The sequence below is a fragment of the Haloechinothrix salitolerans genome (assembly GCF_042662605.1).
In the GTDB taxonomy this organism is placed as follows: domain Bacteria; phylum Actinomycetota; class Actinomycetes; order Mycobacteriales; family Pseudonocardiaceae; genus Haloechinothrix_A; species Haloechinothrix_A salitolerans.
The window spans coordinates 3,681,353-3,705,602 of the sequence record NZ_JBHSXX010000001.1; the positions used below are offsets into that span (position 1 = coordinate 3,681,353).

Below are 24,250 nucleotides of genomic sequence, written 5' to 3' on the forward strand. Positions count from 1 at the left end.
CCGACATCTCACTTCAGGCGGTGGCACGTGGACATCAGGAACCAGCACTACAACCTCGGCGAATGGAACGATCTGATCGAGCGGTCGCTCGCGGACTCGAACTCGGAGCCGTTGCTCAACCTCGCCGGCGACCCGGACCCGATCTACGACGCGATCTTCGTCGGTGGTGGGGCGGCGGGTCGGTTCGGCGCTGCCTATATGAAGGCGATGGGTGGCAGGCCGCTGATCATCGACGCCTGGCCGTTCCTCGGTGGCTCGTGCCCGCACCAGGCGTGCGTGCCGCACCACCTGTTCTCCGAGGCCGCGGAGGAGCTCGACAGGATGCGGTGGTTCTCCGACGAGCTGTTCTTCCCGAAGTTCGACTCGTCGCGCGCCAGCATTCTCGAGTTGGTGAAGGTGTTCCTCGCGGGCAGGGGCACCGCGCACGCCTTCATGAACTGGCAGACCAAGGAGCAGCTGGAGGCCGAGTACGTCCTCAACGCCCACGCGACGATCATCGACAAGAACACCGTCGAGGCGGCGGGCCGCAGGTTCACGACCAAGAACCTCGTGCTGTCGATGGGCGCGCGGCCGGTCGACCCCGAGATCCCCGGCCTCGATCTCGACGGCGTCTACGACTTCGTCAGCCTGGTCGAGGAACTCGACTACGAGCCAACCCAGTGCGTCATCATCGGCGGCAGCAAGGTCGCCATGGAGTACGGCTCGTTCTTCAACGCCACCGGGTGCGAGACGACCATCGTGTCGCGCTCACCGTTGATGCGGACCAAGGCACTGCACCACGTCGACGAGGACCTGCGGACCTACGTCGTCGACGGGATGCGCAAGCGCGGGATGACCATTCTCGAAGGTGCCCATCCCGTCTCGGTGAACGGCACGAACGGCCGCGCCACCAGCGTCACCGTGCGCCTGGAGTCCGGTGAGGAAGCCGAGCTGGCGACCGACTTCGTCTTCCTTGGCACGGGGGAACGGCCCAACGTCGGCCAGGCGCAGGAGGCACTTGGCATCGACGTCGGCGAGACCGGCAGGGTCGTGGTGAACAAGCGGATGCAGACGAGCGTGCCTGGCGTCTACGCGGTCGGCGACATGATCGACGGCCCGATGGAGATGTTCAAGGCACGCAAGTCGGGTGTGACCGCCGCGCGCAACATCATGGGTGAGGACCTGGAGTTCGACTTCACCGAATACCCGGACTTCCTGCACACCACCTACGAGGTCACCTGGGTCGGGCTGACCGAGGCCGAGGCGCGCGCCGCCTACGACGACGTGATCATCATTCAGATGCCGCCGTACGTCGAAGGTCTCGACACACCCAACCTGCCGTTGCCGTGCGCGGAGGGCACGATGCTGTACGCGTTCCGGAAGCCGGAGCTGTCCGGGTTCCAGAAGCTTGTTGTCGACGGCACCTCGCGGAAGGTGGTCGGCGCGCACCACGTGGGTTACGGGGCCAAGGATGCTTTCCAGTACTTGGACTACCTCATCCACCGCCCTGAAGGCCTGACGATCGACACGCTGGGGTGGATGAACGAGTTGTTCCTCAACCCGGAGCACTTCGTGCAGTTGTCCCGGCTGCGTGCTGGTCGCAAGCGGCTCGAGAACCTGTGAGCGGAGGTAATCAGCGATGCCTGGGATGAGTGAGCCACAGCGTGTCGCCGTGGTGACGGGCGGCGGTTCAGGGATCGGCGCCGCCACGTGCGGACGTCTTGCGGCGGACGGGTACACGCTCGCGGTACTCGATCTGGATCTCGACGCGGCCAAGGCGGCCGCGGGGCCCGAAGGCATCGGGCTGGCGGCGGACGTCGCCGACGCCGAATCGATGCGCGAAGCGATCAACACTGTCGTGCGAACGATCGGGCGTATCGATCTGCTCGTCAACAACGCGGGAATCACCGGATCGCAGGCGGCGGGCCGGTGTCACGAGACGCCGATCGAGGAATGGGACCGCGTGCACGCGGTGAACGTGCGTGGGCTGTTCCTGTGCTCCCGGGTCGTGCTGCCGGTGATGCTCGCGCAGGGATCAGGTCACGTCATCACGGTGGCGTCGGTGGCAGGGCAGGTGGCGTTCCCCGCGCGGTGCGCCTATACCGCGTCGAAGGGTGCGGCTCTGCTGTTCGCCAAGTCTCTCGCGGTCGACTATGCCACAGATGGTATCCGGTCCAACGCCGTGTGTCCCGGCTTCGTGCAGACGCCGATGACGCAGTGGCGGCTCGACGTTCCCGAGCTGCGGAGCCGGGTCGAGGAGAACATCCCGATGCGACGGGTCGCCCAGCCTACCGAGATCGCCGACGCCATCGGGCTGCTCGCCGATGAGCGGCTGAGCTACCTCACCGGGCACGCACTGACCGTCGACGGGGGCTGGACGGCGCTGTGAGCCCAAGGTGAGCGACACGGTGCCGACGCACCTCGCGCACTGGGGTGCGTTCAGCCCCATCGTGCGCGACGGCGCCGATGGCGTGGACGGTCACGCGGACGTCACCGCCGTGCGACCATCCACTTCGGACACCGCACCTTCACCGCTGCTCGGCAACCTGGTCGGCTCGCTACGCCATCCGCTGCGCATCGACCGGCCCTATGTCAGGGCAGGCTGGTTGGAGCGAGGTCGTGGCCCCGACCGACGCCGTGGCGAGGACGCCTTCGTGTCGATGTCGTGGGACGACGTGCTCGACGTGCTCGCGGACGAACTGCGCGGGGTCTACGACACGGCTGGGCCGGACGCCGTCTTCGGCGGCTCCTACGGGTGGTCGAGCGCGGGCCGGTTCCATCATGCGCAGAGCCAGGTGCACCGGTTCCTGAACACCCTCGGTGGCTACGTCCGGTCGGTGAACACGTACAGCGTCGGTACCTCGGAGGTGCTTCTCCCGCACATCCTCGGCGGTGGGGTCGAGGTCTTGGGCGCGTTGACCAGCTGGCAGGTGCTCGCCGAGCACACCGAGCTCATGGTGTGCGTCGGCGGGCTTCCCGCGAAGAACACCGCCGTCGCACCCGGTGGGGTGAGCAGGCATCGTGTCAGCGAGCACCTGCGGTCGATGGCGGACAGGGGAGTCGAGTTCGTTATCGTCGGACCTGACCGCGCCGACATTCCCGAGGAGCTCAGCGCGCGGTGGCTGCCGGTACGGCCGGGCACCGACACCGCCTTCCTGCTGGCGCTGGCGTACGTCCTCGTCACCGAACGCCGGTACGACGCGGCTTTCGTGCGGACACACTGCACTGGGTTCGACCGCGTGGTGCCGTATCTGACTGGAAAGGCGGACGGGATCGCCAAGAACCCCGCTTGGGCCGCGGCACTGTGCGGCATCGACGTAGCGGCGATCACCGAACTGGCACGGGCGATGAGCACGCGGCGCACCATGCTGACCGTCACCTACGCGCTGCAGCGCGCGGAGTTCGGTGAACAGCCGGTGTGGGCCGCGGTGCTGGTCGCGACCCTGCTCGGTCAGATCGGGCTACCCGGGGGTGGGTTCGGACACGGCTACGGCTCGATGGCGGACAACGGGCTTCCGGCACAGACCTGGTCGCTGCCGACTCTGCCGCAGGGCACCAACCCGGTTACGACCGCGATCCCGGTAGCCCGGATCGCCGACATGCTACTGAACCCGGGGCGGGAGTACGACTACGACGGTCGACGGCATCGCTATCCGGACATCGAGCTCATTTACTGGTGTGGCGGCAACCCGTTCCATCACCACCAGCAGCTCACGAAGCTCCGCGAGGCCTGGCGCCGCGTGAACACGATCGTCGTGCACGAGCCGTACTGGACCGCCACGGCCCGGCACGCCGATATCGTGCTACCGGCAACCGTAACGCTGGAGCGCGACGACATCGGCGCGTCCCGTGCCGATGCCGTGCTCACCGCGATGCGCCGGTGCGCCGATCCCTACGCCGAAGCATGGGACGACTACGCCATCTTCGCTGAGTTGGCGGCTCGACTCGGCGTGGCCGAGGCCTACACCGAAGACCGCACAGCGGAGCAGTGGCTTCGGCACCTCTACGAGGACTGGCGGCAGCGGACGGGAAACCCCGACCTGCCGGACTTCGGCGCGTTCTGGGCGGCGGGCAGTGTCACGCTACCGGAACCGCAACCGAGCGTGCTTTTCGCGGACTTCCGCCGCGACCCCATGGCGCATCCACTGCGCACACCGAGCGGGCGGATCGAGCTGTACTCCGCGACGATCGCGTCGTTCGACTACGAAGACTGCCCCGGCCATCCCGCGTGGCTGGCACCAGCGGAGTGGCACGGATCGCCTCGTGCCGAGTGGTTTCCGCTGGTATTGCTGGCCAACAATCCGGCGACGCGGCTGCACAGTCAGCTCGACTTCGGCCCCTACAGCCAGGCGTCCAAAGTGGCCGGTCGCGAGCCGATCAGGATGCATCCCGCCGACGCGGCATCACGGGGAATTGTCGATGGCGACCTGGTGCGGGTCTACAACGACCGTGGCGCATGCCTCGCGGGTGCCGTGCTGGACGACGACCTGCTGCCCGGCGTCGTCCAGCTGTCGACCGGCGCGTGGTTCACGCCGGTCCCGGGCACCGACCCCGTTCTGTGTACCGCTGGCAGCGTCAATGTACTCACCAGGGACACCGGCTCGTCGCGACTGTCTCAGGGATGTTCGGGAAGCAGGGTCTTGGTCGAGGTAGCCCGATGGTCCGGGCCGGTGCCGCCGGCGCCGAGTTGAGCGCGCAGCTCACGCTTGAGCACCTTGCCGTAGGCGTTGCGAGGCAAGGCGTCGAGCACGTGAATGCGGCGTGGACGCTTGAAGCTGGTCATCCGCTCACGGCAGAAGACGATCAGCTCATCCGGGTCGACCTCGGTGTCCGGCACGACCGCTCCGACGACCAGTTCGCCCCAGGTGCGATCTGGGACGCCGAAGACAGCGACCTCGTGCACGGCCGGATGGCGCAGCAGCACCTCCTCAACCTCGCGAGCGTAGACGTTGCTACCGCCGGTGATAATGAGGTCCTTCATCCGATCAAGGACGTACAGGTACCCACGCTCGTCAAGCATCCCCACGTCACCGGTATGCAGCCAGCCATCACGCAACGACTCCGCCGTCGCATCCGGCCGATTCCAGTACCCAGTCATCACCGCCGGGCCTCGCACGATGATCTCGCCAGCCTCGCGCGGAGCGACGGCCACTCCGTCGGCATCGACGACGCGCACCTCCATGGCGGTGCGGGCCACGCCGGTCGAGGTCAGCACCTCGGTGTCGGGCCGATCAGGACGATGCTCCTCTCTGCGCAGGTAGGTGATCGTCATCGGTGACTCGCCCTGCCCGTACAGCTGCACGAACACCGGCCCGATGCGCTTCACCGCCTCGGCGAGATCGGCCGCGTGCATCGGGGCACCGCCGTAGACTATATGCGTGAGCGAAGACAGATCCGCGGTCGCGAGCGACGGATGGTCGAGCAGCATCCGGATCTGTGTCGGCACCAGCCATGTCGCGGTGACCCGGTGTGCCGCGATCGCGTCCAGCACGACTGCCGGATCGAACCGGTCGTGCACGAGGGCGTGCGCGCCGCGCGCGACGGTGACGAGCGCATGGAACCCAGCGCCGTGGGAGAGTGGTGCGCAGTGCAGCACGACGTCCTCTGGCTGGAGCTGATGCAGGTCGGCGCACCAGCTGACGACCATGAAGGCGAGGTTGGCGTGCGTCAGGATCGCACCCTTGGGGCGACCGGTGGTACCCGAGGTGTAGAACAACCAGGCAGGTGTGTCCGGGGCGACGTCCACGACCTCAACGCCGCCCTGGCTGGCGTCCTGGTGCCGCGCCAGCAGCGCCTCGTACTCCGGCCCGATTCCGATGCGTCGCACACCGGGGATGCTCGCCGCCCCGTCAGCGAAGTCTTCGCTGTAGACCAGTGCCGTCGCTCGTGAGTCGCTGATGTGGAACGCGACCTCGTCGACCGTCACCTTCGCGTTCACCGGCACAACGACCAGGCCGATGTGCCAGCAGGCGAAGTAGGTTTCGACGACCTCGGGGCGGTTGTGACTCCACACCACCACTCGGTCACCCCTGCGGAGCCCAGCCTCAGACAATGCTGCCGCGAACGCGCCGGCTCGGGCGTGTAGCTCCGCGTAGGTGCGCGTCGTCGTGCCACGGGTGAGGGCGGCCCGGCCGGGGTAAGTCCGGGCCGCCTCGGCGAGAAAACTCCCGATGTTCACTCATACGTCCAATCAGGACAACCGGTCGCGGGCGATGCGGGTGCCTTCGACGAGCGCGTGCAGCTTGCGCTGGGCGTGTTCTCGTTTCAGGTTGAGCATGCCGCAGTCGGTGCTGACGCAGATCCGCTCGGCGGGCACGTGCTCCGCGGCCGTCGTCAGCAGCTCCGCCACCGACTCCGGCGTCTCGATCACCGTGCTTTTCACGTCGATCACGCCGACCCCGAGGCTCATCCGCTCTGGCAGACCCGCCAGGTGTGGCAGATCGCCCGGACCTCTGCGAGCCGCCTCGATGTGGATCTGATCGACGTCGGCGTCGAACGCGAACGGGAACATGTCCTGGCCGCGCTGGTCGGCGACGCCGGGGTTGCCGCCCTGGTTGCCGTAGCAGATGTGCCAGATCCGGTGCGCGTCCACGCCCTCGAACGCGGTGTTCAGCACCTCGAGGAACCACGGCTCCTCGCCATAGTAGGTGAGCGGTTCGTGGATCTGGATCCAGTCGACGCCGCGCGCCGCGAGGTCCTTGAACTCCGCGTTGAACGCCTTGGCGATGTCCATCGCCAGCGGCTTCATCTCGCCGTAGTGGTTGTCGGTGCAGCAGTGCGCCAGGAACAGCGGACCTTGTACCGCGATCTTCACCGGCTGGCCGTTCGCGGCGAACTGGGCGGCTTCCGCGGCGGGAGCGTAGATCGGCCGGACCCATTCGACGTCGCCGGTGACCATCGGCGCGTGGAACTTCTTGTAGAGGTCGATGGCGATCGGGTCACCCCAGCGGGCGAAGCCCTTGAGGTGGTGCGCCCAGAAGTGGAACACCTGGCCGTACTCGTGCATGGTCTCGGTCTCGAAGTACTGCTGCCCGTCGGCCAGCACGTCGAGACCGGCGCGGACCTGGTCGTCGACGCAGAGCTGCACGGCGTCCCAGAACCGTTCCTTGGTGCCGTAGTCGATGTAGTCGGGTTCGTCATACTCGCCGAACACCTTGCCGGTCAGCCAGGTCGGGCGGGGATAGCTGCCCACCATGGTGGTTGGCAGGAGGATGTCGGTGTCGCGGACACGCATGATGGCTCCTTCGTTTCGTATCAGGCGGTTGCCGTGGTCGCTGTGGTGCCGGTGCCGAGCTGGTGACGCAGCCGCACCAACGCGGCGCCGTCCGCCAGTGACCGCAGCTTCTGGAACGCGGTGAGGCGCGGCAGGTTCTTGAGCCCGCACCCGGTGGTCAGCCCGAGCCGGTCGGCGGGCACCACCTCAAGGACACGCTCGATCCGGTCGGCGACCTCGTCCGGTGTCTCGACGTAGGTCGACTTCGGGTCGATCACGCCGCACACGAAGTCGATGTCGTCTGGAAGGGGATGCTTGCGCAGCGCGTCCAGCACTCCCTCATCGGAGTCCTCGATCACCTGCAGGTTGAGGATGTCGATGTTGGCCTCGTACACCCGGGGAAGCACGGACTCGTAGACGAGCGACTCGCCGCGGCGAGCATGCAGGTCGAACGCGCTTTCACCGGGGACGGCGGTGTCGTCGGGCCGATAACCACGACCACCCCGGTAGTTCCCGACGCACAGGTGCACCATGACCTTGGCGTTGCGGACACCGGCGACCGTGCGGTTGAACGCCTCGATGCTCCAGTCCTCGTACTCGTACGGCCAGAACCACTCGTCGAGCTGCAGGATCGCGACCTGGTCCATCGCGTCCACCTCGAGAATGTCCTCGTTGAGTGCCTCGGCGATAGCGAAGGCGCGCTCGGCGTCGCTGCCGTAGTGGTTGTCCGCGGACAGCCCGGTCAGCGTCCCCGCCGCCGTCCACTGGATCTTCAACGGCGCGTCGGTGAGTTCCGTCAGCGCTTCGGCGATCGGCGTCATCATCGGCGCGGCGCGGGAGATGTCGCCGACACACGTCGGCGAGCGCAACGTCGAGTACAGCGGGTACTTGACGTTGGGGCCGTACGGCGCGAACCCGGCCAGCCTGCCGTAGTAGTACGTGACGACGCCGGAGTAGTTGCCCGCGGCGAACAGCCGGGCGTCGGCGACGACGTCCATCCCCGCGCGCTGCTGGTCACCGATCACGCCCCACAGCGCGTCCTTGAAGACCTCGGCCTGAACCGTGTCCTCGACCAACGCGCCGAACGGCACGTTGTAGCCGGCCGCGACGAAGTCGTACCACTTCGGGTTGGAATAGGCCATGTTCATCGTGGGCAGGAAGACGTCGTTGCTGCCGATTCGCATGATGGGCTCCTTCGTGGTGAATAGGCGGTGTCAGCAGCACGAACAGCCGAGCGAGACCACATGGGTCGCGACGACCTCACAGGTCGCCGAGCACTCCGGACAGCGCCGGGCACGCCTGAGCGCCTCGTCATGCAGCGCCAGCGCGGTGTGCGTCGAACCGCACTCCGAACACCGCAGCGTGAGTCTGGCGGGCAGTTCTACGCGGGTGGGCTGGGTCATGATGAGCCTCCTCGTGGCACCGGGTGTGCCGCCCGGTTGCTGCTGGTGACATCGCTGACGCTAGGGAGTCACGGTGGCGAAAGTCCTCGACCCGTACAGCTCAACCCGCAGCGGGGATTGAGCTGTAAAGGTCGAAGCCCGAGTGCGGTCGCCGGCGGCACGATCGCCGTGACAGTCGTCACAACAAGGAGAGTGCGATGAAGGTCCGGGGAAATGACATCCTGCTGCCCGCCACGATCGTCGGGGCGTATCCGCGTCCCATCTTTCTCGAGGGCAGGATTCTGCCGATCGGTGTGCACGCGCCCGAGTTCGTCGATTACCGTGCTCGCGAGCTGTACCACCACGCGGTGAGCCTCGCCGTGCACGACATGCTCGACGTCGGGTTGGACGTTGTCACTGATGGCGGCCAGTACTACGAGAACGAGACCGGTTACGAGTATGCCGAGCTGTTCCACGCCATGGCGCACAAGCTGGACGGCTACGCCGGATATGGCGACCGAATCCAGGTCGGCGCGTTCGACCTGCCGATCTACAAACCCAGCGTGATCGGCGAGGTGGCCTGGCGGCGTCCGGTGTTCAAACCGATCGCTGAGGCGGTGCGGCTGGTGACGGACGCGCCGTTGAAGATCAACGCGTCGCTCGGCCCCGCCACGCTCGCCGCGTTGTCCACCGACCGGCACTACCACGACCTCAAAGTGCTCTCGCAGGAAGTCGCGAAGGCGTACAACGAGGAGTTCCGCGACCTGGAGCGTCGTGGCGTCGACATGATCCAGATCACCGAGCCGCTCACCTTCTTCGAGCCGGAGGAATGGATCATCGACGCGATCAACACCGCGTTCGAGGGCATCTCGGCCTACAAGGTCGTTCATATCTGCTACGGGCACGAGGAAGGCCAGCCCGGCATCCTCGACCTCAAGGGCAACCGGCTGTTCCCGTGGGCGTTCGACCTGCACTGCGACCAGATCCACTTCCAGATGGCAAGCCACGAGTTCGCGGAGGTCGACTCGCTGCGCGGCTGGCCGAAGGACAAGGACATTGGTGTCGGCGTCGTGGATATCGAACTGCTGCGTGTAGAGACGGCGGAGACCATCGCGGGCTGGCTACACCGGCTGTTCGACGCGGTCCCGCCGGAGCAAGTATCGGTCTCGACCGACTGTGGTATCGCATCGATGCGCCGCAACGTGGCCAAGGCAAAGCTCGGCGCGATCGTGGCCGGTCGTGACCTGGCCAGGGCACAGCTGACCGGCGAACGCTGACCGGCGGACGTCCCCTGCGGCCAGTGACGATTGACCGTGGGGGACGAACACGCCGCTCGTGTTGAGCTCTCCAGGTCGAGTCGCGGCCGTGGCCGTGCGGCTAGCGTCGGCGGAATCATGGCAAGACTTCCGACGGCGTCGCGGTGAGGTGGTCGCGCATGCAGGACACGGTCGTCCTCGGCCTGCCGGGTGTTGATCTGCACCCCGGAGACCATGTCTGCGCCTTCTATCGCGGCCGCGACGAGCGCGACAAGATCCTGCTGTCCTTTCTCCGAGAGGGAGTCAAGGCGGGCGACAAGACCATTTGCGTGGTCGAGCCGGTCGGTCCCACCGAGGTGATCGCCGCGCTCGGCGACGCGGCGGGCGCGGCCATGCGCCACGGCGTGCTTGACGTGCTGACCCCAGAACAGACGTATCTCCGTGGTGGGCAGTTCGTCATGGCCGACATGCTGGAGTACTGGCAAACCGCCGTCGAGCGGACGCTCGCTGATCCGAGGTTCGACTTCGTCAGGGTGATCGGGGAGATGCCCAGCGCCCTGACCGACAAGCCCGATATGGACGAGTTCCTGTGCTACGAGTCGGAGTTGAACCGGTTCGTCAGCCAGCATCCGCAGGTCATCGTGTGCCTGTACGATCTGGACCGGTTTGGCGGCGCGCTGCTCATCGACATCTTGCGCACGCATCCGGTCGTGCTGCTCGGTGGTGCGGTGCTTGATAACCCGTACTACCTCAAACCGGACGAGTTCCTCGCCGCCCGCAGGCTGACGTACTCATGACGTCCCGGTCGGCGCTGGTGCCGTTGCACCCCGACCGCACGGATCGGGCAGAGCTGTCCGACCTGCGTGCGCTACTCGCGTTGTCCATGGTCATGACGGAAGCGGCCGATGCGAGTTCCGTGCTCGCGCTGGCCGCTGAGGCCGTGTCCTCACTGACCCGATGTCACGTTGAGGGCATCCTGCTCGCCGACGGTGGGTGGCGGCAGACCAAGCGGCCCTGTGCCGGGCGAGCCATGCGAGCCCACCTCGAGGACCAGATCTCGGCCTTTGGCGCGATGGGCGGCCCGGTCGACCTTCCCACCGAAAGCTGGGCGTGGGCATATCCGATGCGCAGCCTACGAGGCAACGCCGGGTTCGTCGTCACGGGATCAGAGCAGGAGCCGAGCCCGCACGAGCAGTTTCAGCTGCGTGTGTTGGCCCAACAGACCGGCCTCGCGCTGACGAACGCGGCGATGCACGAAATGGAACGGCGCAACGCCAGCGAGTTGGCCTTGCTCAACGAAAGGTTGGAAGAGACCGTCGCGGCACTGCGACAGGGCATGCAAATCCACCAACGGCTGACCGACGCCGCCGCGTCCGGAGTCGGTGTGGAAGGCATCACGAACGTCGTGCACGAACTGACCGGGCTTCCGGTCGTCGTGGAATACCGGGATGGCGTGCGGGGAGCGTCGGCGGGCATCGAATCCGATGTGGTTGGGCTCGACCTGGCGGGACGCCGCCGAGACAAGATGCTTGCCGCGGCGCTGGACGAGAGCAGGTCAATCCGTCACGGCGACCGGTGGCTCGCCCTGGCGAGAGCGCGTGACGAGATCCTTGGCGTGATGGTGTTGATCGACCAGGACGACGTCGCACGGCCCCAAGACCTCATGGCGCTCGAATACGGTGCGACCGTACTGGCGAGCGAGCTGGCACATGTGCGCAATATCGCCGAGACCGAACTGCGTCTGCGCAGGGACATCGTCGAGGATCTTCTCGCGGGCACGGACGGCGAGAGCGTGCTCATGCGGGCCAAGGGCCTGCGGTACGACCTGGAACGACCGCACCGGGTCGTGATCGTCCAACCAGACGCGGGAGTTGGCTCGGAACGGTTGTTCCGAGCTGTCCGACAAACCGCCACGGAATGTGACGTCGGGTCACTGCTTGTGAGCCGGGCCGACGCGGTGATCCTGCTCGTCCATACGGATATGCCGTGGGAGAAGTTGCACACCGCGATCCAGCGAAGACTCGGAGAAGGGTCTTGCCGCCTCGTCGCCGGTGGGCGCTGCGCGCGGGCGTCCGGCTTCCCACAGTCCTACCAGCAGGCCCAGTTCGCGTTGCGGTTGCTCGGCACCCGAGCACGTAGCCTGTGCTTCGACGATCTAGGTGTGCTCAAAGTGTTCGGCAGCGTCGCCGACCCGGGCGATATCGAGGACCTTGCCCGACAGTGGCTGGACGATCTGCTGACCTACGACCGGGAACACGGCGGTGATCTGGTGGCCACGCTGTCCGCGTTTCTCGACTGCGGCGGCAACCACGAGCAAACCGCCGACACGCTGCTGATCCACCGCAGCACCCTCAAGTATCGGCTGAAACGCATCAGAGAGGTCTCGGGTCACGATCTCGGGGACCCCGATACGCATCTGCACCTGCACTTGGCCACCCGCGCCTGGCAGGTACTCGGGGTGATCACCGAAGCGTGAGGAGTGTCGCGCACTGAAGTTGACGTGTTCACTCCGCCGTGCTGACCGCGCGGGCCTGCTCGATGAGGTCGTCCTCCGCCACCCGCGCCGCTACCGCTCGGTCGGCGGACCACGCGGCGGCGGTGCTGACGCGCTTGGCGACGTCGGCGCAGTGCGCCCGCACCCGCTCCGGGGCGCTGCCACCGGGCACGTCTCTGCCGAGCGTGCAGGTCGCCGGGTCGAGCGTCCGCAGCACGTGGTCGGGGTCGAGGCCGAGTTCGGTGCCACGTAGCTCTTTCGCGGCGAGCGCGAGGTCGTCGTAGGTCAGCTCCGTGCGCCCGGCCGCCACAGCCGTGGCCACTGCCTTGCCGACCACCCGGTAGGCCGAGCGGTAGTCCACCGACGTCCGCAGCACCAGCTCCTCAGCGAGATCAGCCGCGGCGGTGAAGTGCGCGCCCGCCGCGGCCGCCAATGCGTCCCGGTCCACTCGCATGGTCGCGGCCACCTCCGCACCGAGGGCGACGACCTGGCGGGACAGCTCCAGCGTCGAGGCCAGCTCGCCGTACGCGCGCAGCCAGTTGTCCGTGCGCGCCGACGGGCTGCGCTGGGCCACCAGCAGCCCGGTCGTGCGCCCGATGAGCGTGCTCGCCCCGGACCGGATCACCGCCAACGCATACGGGTTGCGCTTCTGCGGCAACAACACCGACGCCCGGCACAACGACGCATCCAGCGCCACGTACCCGAAGCCGGGGCTAGCGAAGATCTCCAGATCCTCCGCGAGCCGATCGACCGTCGTGGCCGCCTGCGTGCAGGCCAGCGCGGCGTCGGCGAGCCCGTCCACCGACCACATCACGTCGCGGGTGTGCGCGCCAAGGTCCGCGAACCCCAGCAGCCCGGCCAGCTCGTCGCGGTCCACCGGCACCCGCGTGCCCGCCACCCCGCCCACGCCCGCCGGGGAGCGGTCGAACCACCGGTATGCCGCCGCGAGCCGGTCGAGATGCCGGACGCCTTCCTCCGCGAAAGCCCCGAGGTAGTGCCCGAACGTCGACGGCTGCGCCGGTTGCAGATACGTGGTGTCCGCCCACACGGTGTCGGCTTCCTGTTTCGCGCGGTCCACCAGCGCGCGGACGAAGCGCACGACCGCGTCGTGCAACGCCAGGACGCGCTCCCGCATCGCCAGGCGGAACGCGATCCGGCCCGCCTCCCGCCGCGTGCGCCCGGTGTGCAGCCACCCGGCGACGCTGCCCAGCCTGCGTTCCAGCTCCCGCTCGCGGCTGTTGTAGGCGTCACCGTAAACCGCGTCGTACGGGAAGTCCTCGGCAGGCGTGTCCAGGACGTCGAGCAGGACGTCGAGCAGGCGTGCCGCATCGTCGTCCGGGATCACCCCGGCACGTCGCAACGCGAGCACGTGCGCCAGATCGGCGAGTCCGAGACCGTGGTGCAGCAGGGGAGCGTCCGCCAGTTCCACGGCATAACCCGCCTCGACAAGCTCCGGCGCGGGACCGCTGGTGATCCTGGCGTCGGCGCCCAGGTACCCCTCGGGTGACGTGCCGCTCACAGGGCCGCCTCCAACGCCGCCGCGCCACGTGAGGTGCTCGCGCGTCCGGCGAACAACGTCGGCGCGCCACCACTGACGAGAAACACCACCGGCCCCACCAGAGGCTTCTCCCGCGCCCGCCGCACCAGCGCACCCATCGCCTTGGCGGCGAACACCGGATCGAGGAAGACACCCTCGGTCTGGGCGACTAGTCGCGTGGCCGCGTCGCCCTCGTCGGACGGGATGCCATATCCCGGTCCGATGTGGCCGCTCAGCACGGTGATCTCGCCGGGAACACAAGGCAGATCGAGTAGCGCGGCGACGTCGTTCGCGAGCGAGTCGACCCGCCGCACGCATTCCGCCGCTGGCCTGCTGACGCTGACACCCACGACCTCGTAGGGCGCGGCGAGCCAGCGGGCACCCGCCACCAAGCCGGCCTGTGTGCCGCACGATCCGGTCGCCAGCCACAGCTGGCTCGGGGAGAGGCCCGCTCCGAGTAGCTGTTCGGAGAGTTCCAGGCTCGCGCGCAGGTAGCCGGTCGCGCCGAGACCGGTCGCGCCGCCCCTCGGCAGCCGGTACGGACGACGTCCCATCACGCGGAGCTTCTCGGCGACGGCGTCGATCACCCGGTCCACCGAGCTGCGGTCGGAATCGCCCGTGTAGTGGACCTCCGCGCCGATCAGCTCATCGAGCAGCAGGTTCCCGGTGGCGGGACCAGCGCCGGGGGAGCCGTAGAACACCAGATGCGGGTCGAGGCCGGTCCGGCGTGCGGCGAGCGCGGCCAGCATCGCCCAGTTCGACTGCGGACCCGCCCCGGTGACGAGGCAGTCGCAGCCTTGCGCGAGCGCGTCACCGATGAGGTACTCCAGCCCGCGCGCCTTGTTGCCGCCCAGCCCGAGCCCGGTGAGGTCGTCGCGCTTCAGCCACACCTCGACGCCGAGCGTGTCAGAGAGCCGGGGCGCGGGCTGCAACGGCGTCGGCACCGTCGCCAACGACACGCGCGGCAGCGTGAACAGCCGGTTCATGCCTCACCTGCCACGCGGTCCACGAACGACCGCGCCGCACCCAACGCGGCCTCCGGGTCGAGGCAGCGGTCGATGTCGTCGGCCTTGAGGTGGGCGGTCACCCGTGAGTCGGCCAGCAACGCCGTCCGCAGGTCGACGCCGCGTTCCCGCCCGGCCAGGCTGGCCTCGTAGATCACCTCGTGCGCGGCGTGCTTGCCGATTCGCGCCGCCAGCGCCCGCATGACCGGCTCCGAGACCAAGTACCCGCCGTGCGCGTCGACGTTCGCCCGCATCCGGTCAGGGTCGGCGCGCAGCCCGTCGAGCAGCGTGTGTGCGAGTCGCAGCGCGGTGTGGCTGTAGAGGCACACTTCGGGCACGATCGCCCACTCGGTCTTCCACGCGCGACCGTCGCGTTCATGCTCGACGACCATCGCCTCCACCGCGACGGAGGCGTCCGAGCGCACCAGTCGCGCCAGCGTCACCAGATGCTCGGACAGCTCGGGATTGCGCTTGTGCGGCATGGTGATGCTGCCGACCTGACCCGTGGTGACCGGCTCGGCCAGCTCACCGATCTCCGGGCGTTGCAGCGCGTAGACCTCCTGGCCGATCTTGCCGAGCGTCGCCGTGATCAGCGCGAGCAGGTTCACGAACTCCGCCACGCCGTCGCGCGCGGTCAGCCACGGCACGTCCGGTGCGGCCAGTCCGACCCGGCGGGCGAAGGCGTCCAGCAGCGGCAACGCCGCATCGCCCCAGAACTCCATCGTGCCCAGCGCACCACCCAGCTGCGCCACTTCCCAACGGCGACGTCCTTCCGTCAGCCGGGCACGGTGGCGGCCCAGCTCCGCTGCCCACACCGCCGCCTTGAACCCGAAGGTGATCGGCAAACCGGGTTGGCCATGCGTGCGGCCGGGCATCACGGTGTCCCGATGCTGCTGCGCGAGCGTGCGTGCCGCCTGCTCGATGTCGGCCAGCTCGCGCGCCACCAGCGCCCCGACGTCACGTAGGACCAGCGCGGTCCAGGTGTCGGTGAGGTCCTGCACCGTGGCGCCGTAGTACACCCACTCGCGCGCCGGCTCCGGCAACACCCGGCGCAGACACCGGATCAGTCCGAGCGTCGAATGTCCGCACGCACGCGTCTCGGCCGCCACGTCGTCCAAGTCGAGCAGGGCGACGTCGGCGTGGTCGGCGATCGCCCGCGCCGCGTCGTCCGGCATCAGGCCGACCTCCGCCTGGGCGGCGGCCAGCGCGGCGAGGATGTCGAGCCAGCGCTGCACGCGCGGACCGTCGTCGAGCAGCGCGTGCGTCTCGTCGGTGCCCCACAGATGCCGGTACAGCACGGAATCCGTGATGTGCGCGCACATCGCTACGCCCCCGCCGCGCCGACCGTGACGGCGTCCGGCGTGTTAGCGGTGTCCACGCCGGTGAGCCGCCGCAGCGCGAGCCGGATCTCGTCCAGATTGGACCCCCACGGCACGATCGCGGCGGAGTCCTCGAACTCGACCCCGCGTTCCAGCAGGCAACATTTCGCAAGCGTCGGCTCGGACAGATCGCGCGTCGCGCGAGGGCAGATGTCCACGCGGGGCGGCTCGTCACCGTAGAAGTGCTCGTGGAACTGGACCGAACGCTGGCAGCCGACCATGGTCCAGTCCAGGCGTTCCGCCGGACGAGTGTCCAAAAAGGCCACCGTGCCCGCGACCTGCACGCCGGAACCACGACACGGCAGCAAGTACGCGGCGGCGGGGTGTTCTGCGGTGAGGGTGCGGATGTCGACAAGATCGGCGACCAGCTCGATCGGCGGCAGGTCCTCGTCGAATGCCACCACCTGCTCGGCCATCGCGAACAGCTTCGGCGGCTCCGGCGGGATGACCTCGGTGACCTTGATCCGCACCGGCGCCGGTTCCCAAATGAAGTTGACGTGCTCGTAGCGCCCCTCCACGACGTAGGCGCGGGCGCCGGGCCGCGCGTGCGCCAGGGCGGTGCGAGCCAACGCCGTCGCGTTGCCGACGTCGGTCTCCGGCGAGCGCAGCGACACGACCTCGCTGGGGCTCGCCAACACGCGCGCCTCCACCACCGGCGAGAACAACGGCTCGTACGACTCCTTGCGCACCGCGACCAGCGCGGTGTCGGCACCGTTCCGGAACACCAGATACTCGGTGCGGCGATACACCTCGCGGCCGAGCAGGAACGGCACCAGGTCGTCCTCGGTCAGCGGCACGTCGGTCTCCTGCACCGACAGGCCCCGGTAGGGCCGGGTCATCGTGTTCGGGGCTGGGTCGGGAATCATCGCGCCACCACCGCCCGGTGCGTCACGGCGGTGTCCGCCCGCAGGCCGACCCGCAACGTCTCCAGCGGCATCACCTCGTCCGGCGGCACGTTGCCGAGGTTGACGTTCGCCCCGAACCGCTCGATCAGCCACACCTGCTGCTGCTTGCGGGGCGCTTCGAAGATCACCCGCTCCAGCGGCAACCGCGCGGCGATGGCGTCGACCAGGTCGGTGCGCAGGCTGCCGTCCGGGTGGTAGAGGCCCACGGTGCCGCTCTCGCGCCCTTCGACCACCGCCCACTGCGCGCCCGCCGCGAGATCGCTCGCCATCTCGGACACCCAGTCGGACACCACGACGGGCGCGGCGCTGTCCTTCGCGCCCGTTTCAGCCAGCACCAGGAACTCCCGCGACAACCGGTTCACCAGCGACGTCTTCTCGCTCCGGCTGATCGCCTGCAGACCGTTGGACACCTCGATCGCGCTGACACCGACGCCGGTCGCCCAATCCACCAGCTCGTCGATCCGGTGCTGAGCGTGGCAGATCTCCAGCAGCGTGCCACCGAGGCACGGCACGATCCCTGCCGACCGGCACAACGCCACCCGGTCCTTCACCGCCGGATCGAGATACGCCGTGCCCCAGCCGATCTTGAGGACGTCGATGAGATGTCCGGACTGCGCCAGCATCGCCTCAAGGATGGGGATGGGCATGCCCTTGTCGAGCACATGCGTCAGGCCGCACGAGCGGGGTTTCTCTGGACGCTCGGGTAGATCCAAGAAGCTGGGACAGTCCCACATCCGCCGTCTCCTCTGCCGCCGCACGCCTGTTCTGGTGCTTTCGACGGTACGAACCACACGCCGGGGAGTCTGTGTCCTGCGGGTACCAACCTGGGCCGTGGCTTCGCCCTCCAGGGACATGGGGACTTCGGGCGCGACGCGCCTACGTTCGTCCTTAGTCAAGCCGCAAGGAGGAACGAACCGTGGGCTCTCGACTGGTGGTCGTGGGAGGCGGCGCAGCAGGCATGTCCGCCGCGTCCGCCGCGCGCCGCACCGACCCTGCGCTGGAGATCGTGGTGCTCGAAGCCAGCGGGTACGCCGCCTACGGGTTGTGCGGGATTCCGTACTACCTCGCGGGATCGGTGACCTCGGCCGACGACCTCGTCGCCTATCCACCGACGTTCTTCCGTGACCGGCGACGCATCGACCTGCGGCTGCACACCAGCGTCAGCCACATCGACCCGGAGCGACGGCACGTCACCGTCAGCCAGGACGGCCACGAACGTCGCCTCGGCTACGGCAGCCTCATCGTGACGACCGGTGGCCGGCCGGTGCGCCCACCACTGCCCGGTCTGGACGACGAGCGGGTGTTCACGATCCGCACCCTGGAGGACGCGATCAGCCTGCGGTGCCTACTCGACGCGGGCCGTGTCGGGAGTGTGCTCGTCGTCGGCGGCGGATACATCGGGCTGGAGATGGCCGAGGCGCTGGCCGAGCGTGGCGCGGCGGTCACTGTTGTCGAGGCCGAGAACCAGGTCATGCCGAACCTGGACTCGCCGGTAGCCGCGCTGGTTGAGCAGGAAGTGCGTCGACGGGGCGTTGACCTGCGGCTGCGAACGATGCTGCACGGGGCCGAGCGAATCGGTGACCAACTCGCGGTGCGCGTCGGCACGCAGCGGCTCGTCGTGGACGCCGTCGTGCTCGCCACCGGCGTGCGGGCCGCCAGCTCCCTGGCCGCCGACGTGGGCGCGAAGACCGATGACACCGGCGCGCTCCTGGTCGACTCCGCCATGCGTACGTCGCTGCCCGATGTCTTCGCGGCGGGGGACTGCGTCGCTCCGCATCACCGGGTGCTGGGCAGGCCCGCGTTCGTGCCGCTGGGACCGGCGGCCAACAAGATGGGCCGCGTCGCGGGCATCGCGGCCGCAGGCGGTAGCGCCACTTTCCCCGGCGTCGTCGGCACGGCCGTGGTCAAGGTCTTCGACCTCGCCGTGGCCCGCACCGGGCTCACGCTCGCCGAAGCGCTGGCCGAGGGACTGCCCGCCGTGGCGACCGACGCGCTCGGCAAGTCCCGAGCCAAGTACTACCCGGGTTCCGGGCCGGTGCATGTCCGGCTGGTGCACACGAACGACGGCAGGCTGCTCGGCGCGCAGGTCGTCGGCGTCGGTGACGGCGTGGCGAAACGGATTGACGTCGTGGCCGTCGCGCTGCAGGCCGGGCTCAGCGTGGCCGACCTTGTCGCCGCCGACCTGTCGTACGCCCCGCCATACGCGCCCGTCTACGAACCCGTGCTGCTCGCGGCGCAGGCCGCCGACGCGCTCGCCACTCAACCCGATTCCCCCGTCGCCGCCTAGTACCCAGGAGGACACCCGATGTCAGGACGACTACAAGGACGCACCGCGTTCATCACCGGGGCGGGGTCCGGCATCGGCCGCGCCGCCGCCGAGCTGTTCGCCGCTGAAGGCGCCGCCGTCGCGGTGGCCGACCTGCGCGGTGACGCCGCCGCCGAGACCGTCGAGAAGATCACCACCGCTGGCGGCACGGCGATCGCGCTGAGCGTGGACATCTCCGCCGCCGACCAGGTCGCCGACGCCGTCGAGCGGACCGTCCGCGAGTTCGGCGGGCTGCAGCTGCTCTACAACAACGCGGGCGTCGACAGCTCCGGATCGGTCGCTGACACCACGGAGGACGACTGGGACCGCTGTTTCGCCGTCAACGCCAAGGGCACGTACCTCTGCTCCCGCGCGGCGATTCCGCACCTGCGCACCGCCGGGGGAGCGATCGTCAACCAGGCGTCGGTCGCCGGGCTGGTCGGCGTGCCGAACTTCGCTGCCTACTGCGCCGCGAAGGGGGCCGTCGTCTCGCTGACCCGCTCGATGGCCGTTGACCTGTCACCGCAAGGCATCCGGGTGAACGCGATCTGCCCCGGCACGGTGTTCACGCCGCTCATGGAACCGATGCTGCGGGCGCGCGGCGGCGGCGATCTCGACGCGGGACTGGCGAAAACCCTGCTGAAGTACCCGATCGGCAGGCTCGGCACACCCGAGGAAATCGCCAAGGTCGCACTGTTTTTGTGCAGCGACGAGTCGTCGTTTATGACCGGGTCGATCATCGCCGCCGACGGCGGCATGACCGCGCAGTAGGAGGTGACCGATGGGCTTTCACCTGGACGCGGACAAGCTGGTCGGCCTGGATCGGGCGGCCGCGCTCGTCGGTGACGGCGCACTGGTCGCGCTCGGCGGCGGGTTGTCGGCGCGGCTGCCGATGGCGCTGGTCCGCGAGCTGATCCGGCAGGGACGACGCGGGCTGCACGTCATCGGCTCCGCGCACGGCATCGACGTCGACCTGCTCATCGCGGCCGGCGCGATCGCGGTGTGCGAGGAAAGCTACGTCGGGTTCGAGCAGGACTTCGGCCTCGCGCCCGCCTACCGTCGCGCCGCGCAGAGCGGCAGCGTCGAGGTGCGGGAAAGCTGCTGCGGCACCATGCTCACGCAGCTGCGCGCCGCCGAGTTCGGGGTGCCGTTCCTGCCGGTGCGCGGGGTGGCCGGGTCCGACATCCGGCGGCTGCACCCCGAGTACGGCGAGGTGACATGCCCGTTCACCGGGGAGACGCTGGTGGCCGTGCCGCCGCTGCGCCCGGACGTCGCGCTCATCCACGCCCGGCTCGGCGACCGGCACGGCAACCTGCACCTGGCGCAGCCGTACGTGCTGGACGAACGGTTCGCCGCCGCCGCGATCGACGTCGTCGCCACGGTGGAGCGGGTGGTTTCGACCGAGGAGGTCGCGCTGGCGGGCATCACCATTCCCGCGCACCAGGTCAGCGCCCTCGCCGAGGTGCCGTACGGCGCGCACCCCAGCTCCTGCTACCCGGACTACGCCTACGACCGCGCCCACCTCGGCGGGTACGTCGACGCCGCCACCGAGGGCGGCGCGGCGCTCGCGGGCTACCTCGACGAATTCGTCACCGGCACCCCGACCGAGGAGGCCTACCGCAAGGCGATCGGGGAGGACCGGCTCGCGGCGCTGCGGTCGTGGTCGACGTCGACGGCGCGGTGGAAGGAGCTGTTCGCATGAGTGCTGCTCGCAGGCACGAATCATCGGCACAGAGTGCTGCTCGCAGGCACGAATCATCGGCACAGAGTGCTGCTCGCAGGCACGAATCATCGGCACCGGGCACCAAGGGCTTCTCGATTGACGAGTGGTTCGTCGTCGCGCTCGCACGCACGATCCGCGACCGCGAGGTCGTCTTCCACGGCTTCGGCAGCCCGTGCGCGCAGGTCGCGATGCACCTCGCACGGAAGACGTCCGCCCGCGACATGTTGCTGGTGGAGGGAGCGACGTACGCGGTGAACCCCGACCCGCCGTTCATCCCGCCCACCGGAAACGACGAGAGCCTGCAACGCGGCGCGGCCTACCGGATGCGGTTCGAGGAGTTCTTCGACGCGGCGCTACGTGGCGACGTGGACCGGATGTTCCTCTCCGGCGGGCAGATCGACGGCTACGGCAGCACGAACGTCACCGCGATCGGCCCGCTCGACGCGCCGAAGGTCAAGCTCGGCGGCGGCGGGGGCGGCTGCAACCTGTCCGCGACGATCAAGCAGCTGACGCTGTGGACGACGCGGCACCGCTCAGGACGGACCCTGGTCGCTGACTGCGACTTCGTCACCGACCTCGGCCACCGCACCCGCGAGGGCACCCGCGCGGAACTCGGATTCACCGGCGGCGGGCCGGAGTGGCTGGTCACCGAGCTCGGCATCTTCGACTATGACGAGGACGGCCACGCCCGGCTCCGGCGCGTGTTCCCCGACATCGACGTCGACACCGTGCGCGCGGCGACCGGCTTCGAGCTGCGCGTGGCCGCGGACCTGCGGCCGGTCGACCCGCCGAGCGCGGCCGAGATCGCCGCCGTGCGCGGGATCGACCCGCTCGGGGTGCGGCGTTCGGAGTTCTCCCCGGACGAGCTGCGCCGCACCTTCACCCACGGATCTCGCGCGTCCTGCGCATGCTGACCACGGCCAGCGCGCTCGCCGCGGTGTTCGCACCCCGGCGGATCGCGCTGGTCGGCGCATCAGACCGGGACGGCAGCGCGGGCCGGTTGTTCTGGGACAACCTCCGCGACTTCCCCGGCGAGGTCGTGCCGGTCACGCCGTCGTCGTCCACTGTGGACGGTGTGTCTGCCGTGGCGAGCCTGCGCGACGTCGAGGGCGCGGTCGACCTCGCCGTCGTCGTGTCGCCCGCCGCGTCGGTGCCCGGCGTCATCGCGGACGCGGCCGCACGCGGCGTGCCTGCCGCCGTGGTCATCAGCGGCGGGTTCGCCGAGGCGGGGCCGGAGGGCGCACGTTTGCAGGCGGAGATGATGGCCGCCGCTTGGGCGGGCGGGGTGCGCATCATCGGGCCGAACTGTTTCGGCGTGCAGAACTGCGGCCTCCCGCTGAACGCGTCGCTCGGACGCGGCCTACCCGCTGGCGGCGGGATCAGCGTGGTGACCCAGTCGGGCGCGTACGGGATGGCGATTCACACCCTGGGACGCGACGAGCACGCCCGGTTCGCGAAGGTGTGCGCGACGGGCAACAAGGCCGATGTCGGTGACGCGGACCTGCTGCGCTATCTCGGCGACGACCCGGCGACCACGGTGATCTGTTTCCTGTCCGAGTCGATGCCCGACGGACGCGCGTTCATCGAGGCGGCGCGGGAGATCACCCCGCACAAGCCGGTGATCGTGGCCCGCCTCGGACGTTCGGCCGCCGGGGCACGCGCGGCGCTCTCGCACACGGCCGCGTTGGCGTCGCAGGACCGGGTCGCGCGAGCCGCCTTGGCTGACGCGGGCGCGATCGTGGTGCGGTCCGGGCTGGAGATGCTCGACGCCGCGCGTGCGCTGGATGCCAGGCCACACCCGGCGGGCGCCAGGGTCGGCATCGTCACGAACTCCGGCGGCACCGGGGTCGAGCTGACCGACCTGCTGGTCGAGCACAACCTGCTGGTGCCGGAACTCTCGCCGGGGTTGCGAGCGGAGCTGCGTGCGCTGCTGCCCGCGGTGGGCAGCCCGCACAACCCGGTAGACATGACCACCGTCTGGCACCGCTACACCGAGCTGTATCCGGCACTCATCGACCGCATCGCCCGCTCCGGCGAGGTCGACGTCGTCGTCCCGGTGCTGCTGCACCGCTCGGCGAGCGAAGAGGTGAGCATCGCGGTGCGCGCCGCCGTCGCCGCATTGCGGGCGGACGGCGTGGCTGTGCCAGTGTATGCCTGCTGGGTCGCCGACCGCGATCAACGGGCCGGGGCAAAGCTGCTCCAGGAAGCGGGGGTACCGTGCTTCGACTGGCCGGAACGCACCGCCCGCGCGGTGGCCCACGCCGCGGAGGCCGCGCGGAACGCCGATCCGCTGGCACCGAGTCAGCCAGATCATCCCAGCGCGCCGGGCCCGCCCGCGACCGCGCCCGCAACGGTGGCCGCCCAGCCGATCGACCGCCAGCTCGACGTGGAGCAAGCCGCCGACCTGCTGCGGAACGCGGGCATCGATGTCCTGCCATCCACTGTGTGTCACAGCGAGCGGGACGCCGTCCGCGCCGCTCGGGGGCTCGGCTATCCGGTCGTGGCGAAGGTGGTGCACCCCAACATCGCGCACAAGAGCGACGTCGGCGGCGTTCGAACCGACCTGCGAAACGACGCCGCCCTGCGCGCGGCGGCACGGGAGATTCTGGCGATCGCGCCCGGCGCATCGGTACTGGTGCAGCCGCACCGCGTGGGTGTCGAGGTCATCGTCGGTGGCATCCGCGACGCGAGCTTCGGACCCGCCGTGGTGGCGGGGCTGGGCGGCGTATTCGCCGAGACGGTGGACGACGTCGTGTTCGCCCTCGCGCCCTGCACCGAGGCCGACGCGCACCGACTGCTGCGTCGGATGCGGGGCTACCCACTGCTGGCGGGCGCGCGGGGACAGGAGCCGGTCGATCTGGCCGCGCTCGCCGCATTGGTCACCAGAGTGAGTGAACTGCTCGCCGCCACCCCCTGGCTCAGCCAGCTGGACCTGAACCCGGTGTTGTGCGGAGCGCGGCACGTCATCGTCTCCGACTGGCGTCTCTACACCCAAAATCAGTCCCCACGGGACGAGACAGCTCGCCGAGATTCGCCCGGCCATGGCGGAGAAATGGCACGCAGGTCTCCGTAG

20 protein-coding genes are annotated in these 24,250 nt (G+C 69.1%); 11 read left to right on the forward strand and 9 right to left on the reverse strand.

Going from position 1 to position 24,250, the window contains the following annotated elements; all coding sequences use genetic code 11:
* The first annotated feature begins 27 nt into the window (after positions 1–27).
* Genes ACFQGD_RS17475 through ACFQGD_RS17485 form a run of 3 tightly spaced genes read left to right on the forward strand, consistent with a single transcriptional unit; the run spans position 28 to position 4,670 of the window.
* Positions 28–1,602: an FAD-dependent oxidoreductase gene (locus ACFQGD_RS17475; RefSeq protein WP_345403150.1), complete on the forward strand. Its 1,575-nt coding sequence runs from the start codon at positions 28–30 to the stop codon at positions 1,600–1,602.
* A gap of 25 nt (positions 1,603–1,627) precedes the next feature.
* The gene (locus ACFQGD_RS17480; RefSeq protein WP_345403147.1) at positions 1,628–2,368 is read left to right on the forward strand and encodes an SDR family NAD(P)-dependent oxidoreductase; all 741 of its coding nucleotides are present in this window, start codon (positions 1,628–1,630) and stop codon (positions 2,366–2,368) included.
* A 7-nt stretch (positions 2,369–2,375) separates the two neighbouring features.
* Positions 2,376–4,670: a molybdopterin-dependent oxidoreductase gene (locus tag ACFQGD_RS17485; RefSeq protein WP_390221066.1), complete on the forward strand. Its 2,295-nt coding sequence runs from the start codon at positions 2,376–2,378 to the stop codon at positions 4,668–4,670.
* On the opposite strand, the gene ACFQGD_RS17490 is transcribed toward ACFQGD_RS17485, so the two are convergent.
* From ACFQGD_RS17490 to ACFQGD_RS17505, 4 genes are read right to left on the reverse strand one after another with little or no spacing between them, the layout of a single operon-like run.
* Positions 4,595–6,157 carry an acyl-CoA synthetase gene (locus ACFQGD_RS17490; protein ID WP_345403141.1) on the reverse strand — a complete coding sequence of 521 codons (1,563 nt, stop codon included), beginning with the start codon at positions 6,155–6,157 and terminating at the stop codon, positions 4,595–4,597. The genes ACFQGD_RS17485 and ACFQGD_RS17490 overlap by 76 nt on opposite strands.
* Before the next feature lie 12 nt (positions 6,158–6,169).
* The gene (locus ACFQGD_RS17495; RefSeq protein WP_345403138.1) at positions 6,170–7,213 is read right to left on the reverse strand and encodes a cobalamin-independent methionine synthase II family protein; all 1,044 of its coding nucleotides are present in this window, start codon (positions 7,211–7,213) and stop codon (positions 6,170–6,172) included.
* Positions 7,214–7,233: 20 nt separating this feature from the next.
* Positions 7,234–8,376: a 2-hydroxypropyl-CoM lyase gene (locus tag ACFQGD_RS17500; protein WP_345403135.1), complete on the reverse strand. Its 1,143-nt coding sequence runs from the start codon at positions 8,374–8,376 to the stop codon at positions 7,234–7,236.
* A 30-nt stretch (positions 8,377–8,406) separates the two neighbouring features.
* Positions 8,407–8,595: a hypothetical protein gene (locus tag ACFQGD_RS17505; protein ID WP_345403132.1), complete on the reverse strand. Its 189-nt coding sequence runs from the start codon at positions 8,593–8,595 to the stop codon at positions 8,407–8,409.
* 197 nt (positions 8,596–8,792) lie between these two features.
* Between ACFQGD_RS17505 and ACFQGD_RS17510 the strand changes: the two genes are divergently transcribed.
* The 3 genes from ACFQGD_RS17510 (at position 8,793) to ACFQGD_RS17520 (ending at position 12,306) form a co-directional block, all read left to right on the forward strand.
* Positions 8,793–9,851 carry a hypothetical protein gene (locus ACFQGD_RS17510; RefSeq protein WP_345403129.1) on the forward strand — a complete coding sequence of 353 codons (1,059 nt, stop codon included), beginning with the start codon at positions 8,793–8,795 and terminating at the stop codon, positions 9,849–9,851.
* A gap of 158 nt (positions 9,852–10,009) precedes the next feature.
* A complete protein-coding gene (locus tag ACFQGD_RS17515; protein ID WP_345403126.1) occupies positions 10,010–10,627 on the forward strand; it encodes an MEDS domain-containing protein in 618 nt (205 codons plus the stop codon).
* Positions 10,624–12,306, forward strand: coding sequence for a PucR family transcriptional regulator (locus tag ACFQGD_RS17520; RefSeq protein WP_345403123.1), 1,683 nt, complete (start codon positions 10,624–10,626; stop codon positions 12,304–12,306). Before ACFQGD_RS17515 ends, ACFQGD_RS17520 begins: the two co-directional genes overlap by 4 nt.
* A gap of 28 nt (positions 12,307–12,334) precedes the next feature.
* On the opposite strand, the gene ACFQGD_RS17525 is transcribed toward ACFQGD_RS17520, so the two are convergent.
* The 5 genes from ACFQGD_RS17525 to ACFQGD_RS17545 are packed head-to-tail and all read right to left on the reverse strand — an operon-like array spanning position 12,335 to position 17,883.
* A complete protein-coding gene (locus tag ACFQGD_RS17525; protein WP_345403120.1) occupies positions 12,335–13,843 on the reverse strand; it encodes a lyase family protein in 1,509 nt (502 codons plus the stop codon).
* Positions 13,840–14,847, reverse strand: a complete 1,008-nt coding sequence (locus ACFQGD_RS17530; RefSeq protein WP_345403117.1) for a 1-aminocyclopropane-1-carboxylate deaminase/D-cysteine desulfhydrase — start codon at positions 14,845–14,847, stop codon at positions 13,840–13,842. Before ACFQGD_RS17530 ends, ACFQGD_RS17525 begins: the two co-directional genes overlap by 4 nt.
* Positions 14,844–16,187, reverse strand: coding sequence for a 3-sulfopropionylcysteine synthase XcbD (xcbD, locus tag ACFQGD_RS17535; RefSeq protein ID WP_345403114.1), 1,344 nt, complete (start codon positions 16,185–16,187; stop codon positions 14,844–14,846). The genes ACFQGD_RS17530 and xcbD overlap by 4 nt, the downstream gene beginning before the upstream one ends.
* 2 nt (positions 16,188–16,189) lie before the next feature.
* Positions 16,190–17,110 (reverse strand): XcbA family protein, encoded by a 921-nt coding sequence (locus tag ACFQGD_RS17540; RefSeq protein WP_345403111.1) that lies wholly within the window; start codon positions 17,108–17,110, stop codon positions 16,190–16,192.
* Positions 17,107–17,883: a phosphosulfolactate synthase gene (locus ACFQGD_RS17545; RefSeq protein ID WP_345403108.1), complete on the reverse strand. Its 777-nt coding sequence runs from the start codon at positions 17,881–17,883 to the stop codon at positions 17,107–17,109. Before ACFQGD_RS17545 ends, ACFQGD_RS17540 begins: the two co-directional genes overlap by 4 nt.
* Before the next feature lie 182 nt (positions 17,884–18,065).
* Here ACFQGD_RS17545 and ACFQGD_RS17550 point away from each other — a divergent pair, with 182 nt between their 5' ends.
* From ACFQGD_RS17550 to ACFQGD_RS17570, 5 genes are read left to right on the forward strand one after another with little or no spacing between them, the layout of a single operon-like run.
* Positions 18,066–19,436, forward strand: coding sequence for an FAD-dependent oxidoreductase (locus ACFQGD_RS17550; protein ID WP_345403105.1), 1,371 nt, complete (start codon positions 18,066–18,068; stop codon positions 19,434–19,436).
* Positions 19,437–19,454: 18 nt separating this feature from the next.
* Positions 19,455–20,225 carry an SDR family NAD(P)-dependent oxidoreductase gene (locus tag ACFQGD_RS17555; RefSeq protein WP_345403102.1) on the forward strand — a complete coding sequence of 257 codons (771 nt, stop codon included), beginning with the start codon at positions 19,455–19,457 and terminating at the stop codon, positions 20,223–20,225.
* A 10-nt stretch (positions 20,226–20,235) separates the two neighbouring features.
* Entirely contained in the window at positions 20,236–21,156 is a 921-nt protein-coding gene (locus tag ACFQGD_RS17560; protein WP_345403099.1) for a CoA transferase subunit A, read from the forward strand.
* The gene (locus tag ACFQGD_RS17565) at positions 21,153–22,091 is read left to right on the forward strand and encodes a CoA-transferase subunit beta (RefSeq protein ID WP_345403096.1); all 939 of its coding nucleotides are present in this window, start codon (positions 21,153–21,155) and stop codon (positions 22,089–22,091) included. Before ACFQGD_RS17560 ends, ACFQGD_RS17565 begins: the two co-directional genes overlap by 4 nt.
* Positions 22,085–24,250 carry an acetate--CoA ligase family protein gene (locus ACFQGD_RS17570; RefSeq protein WP_345403093.1) on the forward strand — a complete coding sequence of 722 codons (2,166 nt, stop codon included), beginning with the start codon at positions 22,085–22,087 and terminating at the stop codon, positions 24,248–24,250. Before ACFQGD_RS17565 ends, ACFQGD_RS17570 begins: the two co-directional genes overlap by 7 nt.

Bases quoted from the DNA above. Each gene is read 5' to 3' on its own strand.
- ACFQGD_RS17480 (WP_345403147.1), top strand. From the start codon at position 1,628: ATGAGTGAGCCACAGCGTGTCGCCGTGGTGACGGGCGGCGGTTCAGGG.
- ACFQGD_RS17495 (WP_345403138.1), bottom strand. From the start codon at position 7,213: ATGCGTGTCCGCGACACCGACATCCTCCTGCCAACCACCATGGTGGGC.
- ACFQGD_RS17500 (WP_345403135.1), bottom strand. From the start codon at position 8,376: ATGCGAATCGGCAGCAACGACGTCTTCCTGCCCACGATGAACATGGCC.
- ACFQGD_RS17505 (WP_345403132.1), bottom strand. From the start codon at position 8,595: ATGACCCAGCCCACCCGCGTAGAACTGCCCGCCAGACTCACGCTGCGG.
- ACFQGD_RS17510 (WP_345403129.1), top strand. From the start codon at position 8,793: ATGAAGGTCCGGGGAAATGACATCCTGCTGCCCGCCACGATCGTCGGG.
- ACFQGD_RS17515 (WP_345403126.1), top strand. From the start codon at position 10,010: ATGCAGGACACGGTCGTCCTCGGCCTGCCGGGTGTTGATCTGCACCCC.
- ACFQGD_RS17520 (WP_345403123.1), top strand. From the start codon at position 10,624: ATGACGTCCCGGTCGGCGCTGGTGCCGTTGCACCCCGACCGCACGGAT.
- ACFQGD_RS17530 (WP_345403117.1), bottom strand. From the start codon at position 14,847: ATGAACCGGCTGTTCACGCTGCCGCGCGTGTCGTTGGCGACGGTGCCG.
- xcbD (WP_345403114.1), bottom strand. From the start codon at position 16,187: ATGTGCGCGCACATCACGGATTCCGTGCTGTACCGGCATCTGTGGGGC.
- ACFQGD_RS17540 (WP_345403111.1), bottom strand. From the start codon at position 17,110: ATGATTCCCGACCCAGCCCCGAACACGATGACCCGGCCCTACCGGGGC.
- ACFQGD_RS17545 (WP_345403108.1), bottom strand. From the start codon at position 17,883: ATGTGGGACTGTCCCAGCTTCTTGGATCTACCCGAGCGTCCAGAGAAA.
- ACFQGD_RS17555 (WP_345403102.1), top strand. From the start codon at position 19,455: ATGTCAGGACGACTACAAGGACGCACCGCGTTCATCACCGGGGCGGGG.
- ACFQGD_RS17560 (WP_345403099.1), top strand. From the start codon at position 20,236: ATGGGCTTTCACCTGGACGCGGACAAGCTGGTCGGCCTGGATCGGGCG.
- ACFQGD_RS17565 (WP_345403096.1), top strand. From the start codon at position 21,153: ATGAGTGCTGCTCGCAGGCACGAATCATCGGCACAGAGTGCTGCTCGC.
- ACFQGD_RS17570 (WP_345403093.1), top strand. From the start codon at position 22,085: ATGCTGACCACGGCCAGCGCGCTCGCCGCGGTGTTCGCACCCCGGCGG.